The sequence below is a fragment of the uncultured Bacteroides sp. genome (assembly GCF_902472605.1).
GTDB lineage: Bacteria > Bacteroidota > Bacteroidia > Bacteroidales > Bacteroidaceae > Phocaeicola.
This window is the reverse complement of record NZ_CABROP010000043.1, coordinates 18,979-28,719: the sequence shown is the minus strand read 5'-3', so window position 1 is coordinate 28,719 and position 9,741 is coordinate 18,979. Positions and strand designations below refer to the sequence as shown.

The 9,741-nt window shown below is 48.4% G+C and carries 6 protein-coding genes and 2 tRNA genes; 3 read left to right on the top strand and 5 right to left on the bottom strand.

The window, feature by feature from the left end; genetic code table 11:
- Nucleotides 1-72 precede the first annotated feature (72 nt).
- Together RDP42_RS10280 and RDP42_RS10275 are read right to left on the bottom strand one after the other, a co-directional pair.
- Nucleotides 73-1,287, bottom strand: a complete 1,215-nt coding sequence (locus tag RDP42_RS10280) for a site-specific integrase (protein ID WP_308763604.1) — start codon at nt 1,285-1,287, stop codon at nt 73-75.
- Nucleotides 1,288-1,459: 172 nt separating this feature from the next.
- Nucleotides 1,460-4,426 carry a PEP/pyruvate-binding domain-containing protein gene (locus RDP42_RS10275; protein ID WP_308763603.1) on the bottom strand — a complete coding sequence of 989 codons (2,967 nt, stop codon included), beginning with the start codon at nt 4,424-4,426 and terminating at the stop codon, nt 1,460-1,462.
- A gap of 208 nt (nt 4,427-4,634) precedes the next feature.
- On the opposite strand from RDP42_RS10275, the gene gdhA reads away from it, so the two are divergent.
- Entirely contained in the window at nt 4,635-5,972 is a 1,338-nt protein-coding gene (gene gdhA, locus RDP42_RS10270) for an NADP-specific glutamate dehydrogenase (protein WP_308763602.1), read from the top strand.
- Nucleotides 5,973-6,196: 224 nt separating this feature from the next.
- Here the strand turns inward: gdhA and RDP42_RS10265 are convergent.
- The 3 genes from RDP42_RS10265 to folD form a co-directional block, all read right to left on the bottom strand.
- Nucleotides 6,197-6,270: transfer RNA gene (locus RDP42_RS10265), tRNA-His, on the bottom strand.
- Between the two features lie 35 nt (nt 6,271-6,305).
- Nucleotides 6,306-6,379: transfer RNA gene (locus tag RDP42_RS10260), tRNA-His, on the bottom strand.
- Between the two features lie 88 nt (nt 6,380-6,467).
- Complete coding sequence (folD, locus tag RDP42_RS10255) at nt 6,468-7,346, bottom strand: bifunctional methylenetetrahydrofolate dehydrogenase/methenyltetrahydrofolate cyclohydrolase FolD (RefSeq protein ID WP_204475125.1); 879 nt, start codon at nt 7,344-7,346, stop codon at nt 6,468-6,470.
- A gap of 166 nt (nt 7,347-7,512) precedes the next feature.
- Between folD and RDP42_RS10250 the strand changes: the two genes are divergently transcribed.
- Together RDP42_RS10250 and RDP42_RS10245 are read left to right on the top strand one after the other, a co-directional pair.
- The gene (locus tag RDP42_RS10250) at nt 7,513-8,712 is read left to right on the top strand and encodes an N-acetylmuramoyl-L-alanine amidase (protein WP_308763601.1); all 1,200 of its coding nucleotides are present in this window, start codon (nt 7,513-7,515) and stop codon (nt 8,710-8,712) included.
- A gap of 23 nt (nt 8,713-8,735) precedes the next feature.
- Nucleotides 8,736-9,623 (top strand): MlaD family protein, encoded by an 888-nt coding sequence (locus RDP42_RS10245; protein ID WP_308763600.1) that lies wholly within the window; start codon nt 8,736-8,738, stop codon nt 9,621-9,623.
- Nucleotides 9,624-9,741: the final 118 nt, after the last annotated feature.

Below are 9,741 nucleotides of genomic sequence, written 5' to 3'. Positions count from 1 at the left end.
TCCTCTGATTTTTATGCTTAAATCTTGAAAAGGTATCTCATCTTAGGAGATAATCCATTTATATACAGCAAATTAAAGGTCTCTCAGGATTTTTCTATTGGCCCTGTCCACCTCTACAGACTTGATGGAATCGAGATAAATTTGCGTTGTAAGTTCCGAGTCATGTCCCAATCCTTCGCTAATGACGGACAAAGGTATGGATTTTCCTCTGGCGATAGTGGCCCAACTGTGACGGCTATAATATAAGGATAAGGGTACAGACAAATGCATGAGAGAAGCAATCTCCTTCAAGCCGCGGTTGATCTTCATCATCTGATTCTGATACTGACGGCGTTCAGTGCCGTCTTCACGGACAATCAAAGGAAGAAGATATTGGGTGGGATTGCCCTTATACTTGTCTATGAGCGCTTGCATCTGCCAGGTCCATTCAATGGTCAGCAGCTGACCGGTCTTTTTCCGCCGATAAATAAGATAGCCGTTTTTCAAATCACTTTTTTTGAGATAGGCCATGTCGACAAACGACATACCACGCGTGCAAAAACTGAAAATAAACATGTCGCGGGCAAAATCCAAGGCCGGCTTGAGGGACAAGTCCAGCTCTTTCATCTTTTTTATCTCACCAAAAGAAAGGCATCTCTTCACCGTTTTGTCCATGCCGCAATATACACGTTTGAAGGGACGGCAATCTTGCGTAAGTCCTTTTTCTACTGCCAGCTTGTAATTTGTACGCAATATCCGCAAATAGAAGGAACTGGTGTTACGCACGACTCCCCGATTCCGCAATTCCGCCTCATAAAGTTCCATCAGCTCCGAATCGAACATATCGAAAGTCAAATCGATTCCCTGCCTGAAATTCATGAAACTGTTGAGAGTGGCCTGGTAGGTCTCGCTGGAGCGTATCTTGCCTAATTGCTTTTTACGCTGAATCTGGACTTGCATGAAATGGAATACACTGTATTCCTTATTCACATAAGGATTGAATTTCTGTAACACTTCGTCAAGATTCCATTCCTTGCCCGAACGTTTAAAGGTATCTATTATTTTCCGCAACCGCCTGAGTTCCCATTCCACATTTAGGCGTATGATTTGTAACTGACTACATCGGGATGAGTCTGACGCCGTCAACAGAATCTGGCCGGCAGCCTCATCCCATTCCTCCTTAAAAATTTTAAATTGGCTTTTGATTCGGCGAACCTTACGGTCGTGAATCACCTGGAACATCAGCGTACCCTCTTTCTGAGGCTTTACTGACGCCCTAAATTTCAGCTTGATGGATGTCTTTTTCATAATTTCCTTACTCCTCCTTTTAATTACGTTTTTTCAAAAAAATATCCATTAAATAGCAATAAAATAAATGGGCAAGTCTTGACTTCTCCAAGTCTAGACTTGCCCCCTCTCTGAATTTAGACTCCATTGAACAAACAAAAAAACAATTCTGATTGTTCAATTTCCTCTTTTCTCAGCCTTCCGGCAGTTCCACCACCCCCAGTTTTTTCTTTCCGTCCATCTTTACGGTAAGCGGTTTTTCAAACCGTACCCAGCGGAGGAATTTCGTTTCTTCCACGGCAGGCATGCGATCGAGTAATGCCTGGTTGTAGACGCCGTCGTTCATGTAGGCATTGATGGTGAAATAGCCCACCCCGAAGGAGGTCAGGTTCTGGAAGAAATGGGTGCCCTGACTGGGGTCCACCCGGTAATTGGTCAGCCCGGCTTCCACGATAACCCTCGCGGCGGAAATGTTCGGCCATTTCACAGGGATGCCCAGCCACGTGTCGCTGCTGCCCCAGCGCCCGGGACCGACCAAGATGTAATGTTTGCCTTCGTCGAGGAAACGACGGTTGAGTTTCTCGATATCGTAGGCTATCAGCTGGTTGTTGGAAGCGGAATAGCCTTCGGTCTTGACGTAAATCACATCCTGCATATCGTCCATCACCCCGTGGCCCAATGAATTTTCGCTCTTGAGCAAAAGTTTTTCTTCCGGCACCTGGGTCAGGTCTTCGTCCAGTCCGGCTTTCACGTCGACCATCGGACGGATTTGTAGCAGATAGAATACTCCGCTCTTGGTATGGGCATCCAAGTTGACGGCAAACTCAATTTCGACCGGACGGCGCATCTCACCCTGACCGTATTTCTGCACGAGCTGGAGGATGCGGGCCAGCGGGAATACGTCATGCTGGAGGATGTTGGCAAAGGTGATGAGCTTGCGCCCGCCGGGATAAAGGCCATCGCGAATCACCATATCATACGGGTCGTAGGTCGAGGCGATGAAATTCAAAGCACCGTCGGCTTCGGCATCCTTCACATGGAGCTTCAGCAGATTGAATCCGTCGTCGAGCGAGAAGTTCTGCCCTAAGTTTTTCAGGTCGAGGGCGTAAAAGCGGGTCTGAGTCTCGCGCAAAGCAATTTCCATCTCACTGGTCTGAAGCACCTGTGTAGGATGGTACGGGCAGACGCGCAGGGTGAGGCCGCCGTCGACAATGTATTTTCCGAGTCCTAATGCCAGACTCACCGTGCCTTCTTCAGCCAATTCGTCGTTGATGGGATAATAGTTGACGGAGCGGGCCACACCGGAGATGGCTGGATAGTAGCGGTCACCGTACTGGGTGCCGACCACTTCCTGGAGGATGACGGCCATCTTTTCCTGGTCGATGACGTTGCTGGTGGCCTGCATGTAGGCCTTACTATCCTTATAATATACGGAGGCATACACGCCCTTGATGGCATCGCTCAACATGCGGAGCATTTCGTACTTGTCGTCCAGATAGGGAATCATATAGGTGGAATAGATACCGGCGAACGGCTGGTAGTGGGAATCTTCCAGCAGACTGGACGAACGGATGGCAATCGGGGCCTTGACGGCATCGAAGAAGGCAAAGAAGTCCTCCACCAGGTTGTCGGGCAGCTTGGCCCGGAGAAAGGCTTTCAGAATCACGTCATCGTCGGCATCGCTCAAGGCAATCTGATAGAGCTGGTTGGAGTCCATGAATTCATCGAAGATGTCGGTACAGAGCACCACGGTTTTCGGAATCATGACCGAAGCATTCTCAAACTCGTCGAACTCAGGATGGCGCTTCACCATGTTGTCGATAAAGGCCAGTCCACGCCCCTTTCCTCCCAAAGAACCATCACCGATGCGGGCAAAGTTGGAATAGCGGTCGAAACGGTCACGCTGGAATACGGCCACCACGCCCTGGTTCTTCATCTTGCGGTATTTCACAATGGCCTCGAAGATAATCTGGCGGTGCGCATCGATGTCCTGAAGGGATTCCCATGTAATCTGCTTCAAAAACTCGGCCACCGGGAAGATGGCACGCGAATACAGCCAGCGCGAGATGTGGTTGCGACTGATGTGGTAGAGGAACGAATCGGCCGGAATGGCGAAGATGACATTCTGAAGTTCTTTCAGGTTATGGATGCGAGCCACTTCCTTCATGGTATGAGGGTCACGAAAGATAAAATCACCGAACCCAAAGTTGTCCGACACGGCTTCGCGCAGGTCGATGTTCATCTTCTTGGAATTCTTGTCGATGAACACGGCGCCCAGTTCGTTCACATAGCGGCGGTTGCTCTCTTCGGCCGACTGCAGAATCAGCGGGATGAAGGGGTCTCGACGGCGTATCTCGCGCAGGAAAGTCACGCCAGCTTCCGGATCGTTCACGCCCTCATGGGGAAAACGGGCATCGGAAATGACTCCCAACATGTTGTGCTCGTACTTGTCATACAGTTCCATGGCTTCCTCGTACGAGCGGGCCAACACAATCTTGGGACGCCCGCGCATGCGCAGCGTACGCTGGTGCTCGTTCAGGGCTTCCGTGGCAAACTCCTGGCTCTGGCGGAGCACGAACTTGTAGAGATTAGGTAGCACGGACGAATAGAAGCGGATGGAATCTTCCACTAACAGAATCATCTGCACACCGATTTCCTGGATGTCGTGTTCCAGGTTCATCTTGTCTTCAATCAGCTTGATGATGGACACTAACAGGTCGGTATTGCCCAGCCAGCAGAACACGTATTCAAAGATGCTCAGGTCTTCGTGCTCCATCCGTTCCTTGATGCCATGTGAAAAAGGAGTCAGCACCACCAACGGCAAGTGGGGATAGGCCTGCTTGATGTCGCGGGCAATGTCGAAGGTATCGCTGTTGTCGGAACCGGGCATACAGATAACCAAGTCGAACATGGTATTGCGCAACTGCTCCCATGCCTCCTTATCGGTTGACACTTGAGTGAAACGGGGAGGATAGCGCAGACTCAGGTTCATGTATTCATTGAATATCTTCTCATCAATGCGGCCATCGTCTTCAAGCATGAATGCATCGTAAGGATTGGCCACTAACAGCACATTGAAAATGCGTTTGGTCATGAGATTGGCAAACTGCGTATCCTTGAAATAAAGCTGACGGAGTTTAATTCTCAGGTTGTTTAGCATGGTATCTTTTTTAAGCTTATTCTTAATATAAAAACAAAAATCGGAAATTCACCTGATTTTTGCAAATCTTTCTTACAGGTTGGTAAAAAACTATCAAAATTCAAGCTTACACCCGAAAAAGAAGGAGAAAAACTTTGCCAATACAGGTAAATTCCTATCTTTGCAAATACAAAACATTTCATTTTGTCAGACCTTAAATTATTTGATTATGGATATTAACAAGATCATGTCATCGCTGGAAGCCAAGCATCCAGGTGAATCCGAGTACCTTCAGGCAGTCAAGGAAGTATTGCTTTCTATCGAAGATATCTACAACCAACATCCCGAATTTGAAAAGGCAAAAATCATTGAACGGCTGGTAGAACCCGACCGTATCTTTACCTTCCGTGTCACATGGGTGGACGACAAAGGGGAAGTACAGACCAACTTGGGATATCGCGTACAGTTCAACAACGCCATCGGCCCGTACAAGGGAGGTATCCGTTTCCACGCTTCGGTCAACCTGTCTATCCTGAAATTCTTAGGATTTGAGCAGACGTTCAAGAATGCACTGACCACGCTGCCGATGGGGGGCGGCAAGGGAGGTTCCGACTTCTCTCCACGCGGAAAGAGCAATGCAGAAATCATGCGTTTCTGCCAGGCCTTCATGCTGGAACTGTGGCGCCACTTAGGTCCGGACATGGATGTACCGGCAGGTGACATCGGCGTAGGCGGACGCGAAGTGGGTTACATGTTCGGCATGTACAAGAAGCTGACGCGTGAGTTTACCGGCACATTTACGGGCAAGGGACTGGAATTCGGCGGCTCGCTGATCCGTCCGGAAGCAACGGGCTTCGGAGGCTTGTATTTCGTGAAACACATGCTTGATGCGAAGGGCATTGAAATAAAAGGAAAGACAGTGGCCATATCAGGCTTCGGCAACGTCGCTTGGGGAGCTGCCACCAAGGCTACCCAGCTGGGCGCCAAAGTAGTGACCATCTCCGGACCGGACGGTTACATTTATGACCCGGACGGCATTGAGGGAGAAAAGATTGACTACATGCTGGAACTGCGTGCTTCGGGCAACGACATCGTAGCACCGTATGCGGAGAAATTCCCGGGAGCTACCTTCGTGCCGGGACGTCGCCCGTGGGAAGTGAAAGTGGACATCGCACTGCCTTGCGCTACCCAGAACGAGCTGAACGGCGAAGATGCACAGCAGTTAATCAAGAACCACGTGCTCTGTGTGGGCGAAATCTCCAACATGGGATGTACACCGGAAGCTATCGATGCGTTCATTGAACACAAGATGATGTATGCACCGGGCAAGGCTGTCAATGCGGGCGGAGTAGCTACCTCCGGACTGGAAATGAGCCAGAACGCCATGCACCTGAGCTGGACCGCACAGGAAGTGGACGACAAGTTGCACCAGATTATGCACAACATTCACGAACAGTGCGTAAAGTACGGTACGGAAAGCGACGGATACATCAACTACGTGAAGGGCGCCAACATTGCCGGATTCATGAAAGTAGCTCACGCCATGATGGCACAAGGAATTGTCTGAGTATTAAGGATATTTAAATTATATATGAATCCTCAGGATAGATAAACTTTTATTCCTATCTTTGAAAGCTTTAATTTTAGCACAAAATCTCGTTTAGTTGTATTTGTATTTTGTATTGTAGCTTGCGCTATCCAGCCTGTGAAGGCCAGATAGCGCTTTTTTATGTCCGCCAGAGAAGAAAGGATACAAAAAAAGGCCTTGCAACTGCAAGACCTTTTTCTGTGGGTGACTAGTGGGACTCGAACCCACGACATTCAGAACCACAATCTGACGCTCTAACCAACTGAACTATAGTCACCATGTTGGTATGAAAAACGTTAAAAAATGAAGGAGGGTGACTAGTGGGACTCGAACCCACGACATTCAGAACCACAATCTGACGCTCTAACCAACTGAACTATAGTCACCATGTTGGCTTCCTTTTCAAAAGCGATTGCAAAGGTAGAGGATTTTTTCGAAACTGCAAACATTTCATCGAAAAAATCCTCTAAAATCTCAATATATTGCTTTTTTTCCAGCCAACAGCGTATTCTTCATCAAAGAAACAATGGTCATCGGCCCTACTCCACCGGGTACGGGAGTAATGTAGGAACACTTGGGAGCCACCTCATCAAACTTCACGTCGCCGGTAAGCTTGAAGCCTGATTTCTTGGATGCATCTGGCACACGAGTGGTACCGACATCGATCACAACCGCTCCTTCTTTCACCATATCGGCCTTGACGAAGTTAGGCTGTCCCATGGCAGCAATCAGAATATCGGCCTCCTGACATTCTCTGACCAAATCCTTGCTGCGACTGTGACATACAGTGACGGTGGCATCGCCCGGCACGGCTTTCTGCATCATCAGCATGGCCATCGGTTTTCCTACGATATTGCTTCGGCCCAAGATGACACATTTCTTTCCGCGTGTATCAATCTGATAACGACGCAGAAGTTCCATGATGCCGTTGGGAGTGGCTGAGATGTAACAAGGAAGCCCGATAGACAGACGTCCCACATTGATGGGGTGGAAACCGTCGACATCTTTCCGGTAATCAATGGTCTCTATCACTTTCTGTTCTGAAATGTGAGGAGGCAACGGAAGCTGTACGATGAATCCGTCCACATCGGCATCGGCATTCAACTCACGTACTTTGGCCAAAAGTTCCTCTTCTGTCACATCCGATTCGTAGCGAATCAGAGTGGACTTGAATCCGCACACTTCGCAGGCTTTTACCTTTGCCGCCACATAGGTTTCACTCCCTCCGTCGTGTCCCACTAAGATGGCAGCCAAATGAGGACGCTTGCCTCCTTTTGCCACAATGTCGGCCACTTCGGCAGCGATTTCCTTTTTCACTTGTTCAGAAACTGCTTTTCCGTCGATTAATGTCATAAATACTCCTTTCTAATTTTATGATTTATACAAAAGTAGGAATTTTACGGCAAAGACCTGCTCATTTTTCGGTTTTTATAGCAATTATTACAGCAAGGGAATAAATCTTCGGGCAACAGAAAGTTAGTCGACAAAAAAATATTAACTTTGCCACGTTATTTAAATTATGCAGAGGAGAAGATTCGACATACTGTTCATTGCCATTAGCTTGTGGCTGTCTTTCAGCCTATCCCCCCAAATACATGCTGCCGATACTCACTTTACCGTCGTGATTGATGCCGGACACGGAGGTCATGACCCTGGAGCGGTGGGCAAAAGAGGAAAGGAAAAAAACATCAATCTGAGCGTTGCCCTCAAATTAGGAAAGCTGATCCGGCAAAACTGTCCGGACACGCGGGTGGTCTATACCCGCGACAGAGACGTGTTCATCCCACTGCATACAAGGGCTGAAATCGCCAACGATGCCAAGGCGGATCTTTTCATTTCCATCCACACCAACTCGGTTGCCTCTAAAAACAGAAGCGTCAGCGGCACAGAGACCTATACCCTCGGATTGCACCGTACTCAGGAAAACCTGGAAGTAGCAAAAAAAGAAAATGCGGTAATTCTCATTGAGGATGACTACAAGCAGCGATATGCGGGATTCAACCCGAATTCATCGGAAAGCTACATCATTTTTGAGTTCCTGCAAGACAAAAATATGGCCCAGAGCGTCAGCTTTGCCACCCAAGTGCAACGAGGGTTCCGGAACGCCAACCGCATAGACAAAGGGGTGCATCAAGCTGGATTTCTGGTGTTGCGTGCCACATCCATGCCGAGTGTACTGATTGAGCTGGGCTACATCACGAACCCTACTGAAGAAGCCTACCTGATGTCGGAACAAGGCAGCTCTACCTTGGCTAAGAGTATTTACCGTGCCTTCCTGAATTACAAAGCAGGGAAAAAGGGCGTGGCCTCCCAACCAGTGGCTGACACTGACAGCTCGGCCACACCCGTAGAAGAAGAAATAGTCAGCGTAGAATCTTCCGCACCCATGCCCACAGTACGCGAACAGCGCGCTGCCAAGCAAAATTCCGCACCAGCCACTGCAACCGGGAAACCGGTATTCAAGATACAGATACTGACATCCGGCCGCAAACTTCCGGCCAAGAGCAAGCAGTTCAAAGGGCTTACTCCAGTGGACAGTTACGAAGAGAACGGAATCATCAAATATACTTACGGAGCAGATACAAACTACAACAAGATTCTCCGCCTCAAACGCACTAAGGTGGACAGCAAATTCAAGGATGCCTTTATCATTGCGTTCAAAGACGGACAGAAAATGAACATCAATCAAGCCATACGAGAATTCAAACGAAACAGATAATAAAAAAAGAAAAAGAAAAAAATATGAAGAAAGAAGTAAAAATCGGATTAGCTGGAATCGGCGCGCTGTTGATTCTCTTTTTCGGCATCAACTACCTGAAAGGAATCAGTATGTTCAAACCGGAAAGCTACTATTATGTGGATTTTACCGATGTAAACGGACTGGCTCTGTCGAGCCCGGTATTCGCCAACGGTTTCAAGATAGGTATTGTACGCGACCTGCAATACAACTACCAGAAGCCGGGCCATGTGGTGGTAGGAATTGAGGTAGATCAGGACATGCGTATTCCGACTGGAAGCAAGGCAGAACTGGTGACCGAAATGTTAGGAACTGTCAAGATGAACATGCTGCTCAAGCATGAAGCTAACACTTACATGAATCCCGGTGACACCATCGAAGGAACAGCCAATACGGGCATCTTGGGCAAAGCGGAACAGGAACTGCTGCCGAAAGTGGAACAGATGATGCCGAAACTGGATTCCATCTTGGGCTCCCTGAATCAACTGTTAGCGGACCCGGCTTTGAAGAACACGTTGCATAATGCAGAAAAGCTGACAGCTTCACTCAATGCCACCAGCACGCAACTGCACAGCCTGATGAGCCGCGACATTCCGCAACTGACCAGCAACGTGACCACCATCACAGAAAACCTGAAAGGCATCAGTGAGAACCTGAAAGGAGTGGACTATGCAGCTACCTTCCAAAAGGTGGACTCTACCTTGCAGAACGTACACATGCTGACCGAAAAGCTGAGCAGCAAGGATAATTCCATCGGACTCCTGTTGAACGACGATGCGCTGTATCAGAACCTGAACGCCACCTCAGCCAATGCAGCTTCCCTCCTGAAAGACTTGCAGGAACACCCGAAACGGTACGTACACTTCTCTCTGTTTGGGAAAAAGGACAAATAAGGAAATCTCATTCCTATCGGCAAGGCAGGAAATCATCGGTTCCAAAGGTGATTTCCTGCCTTCTTATGAAGAAAACCACGACAATCCATTGGCAAAGAAGCATCAGTCCTACTATATA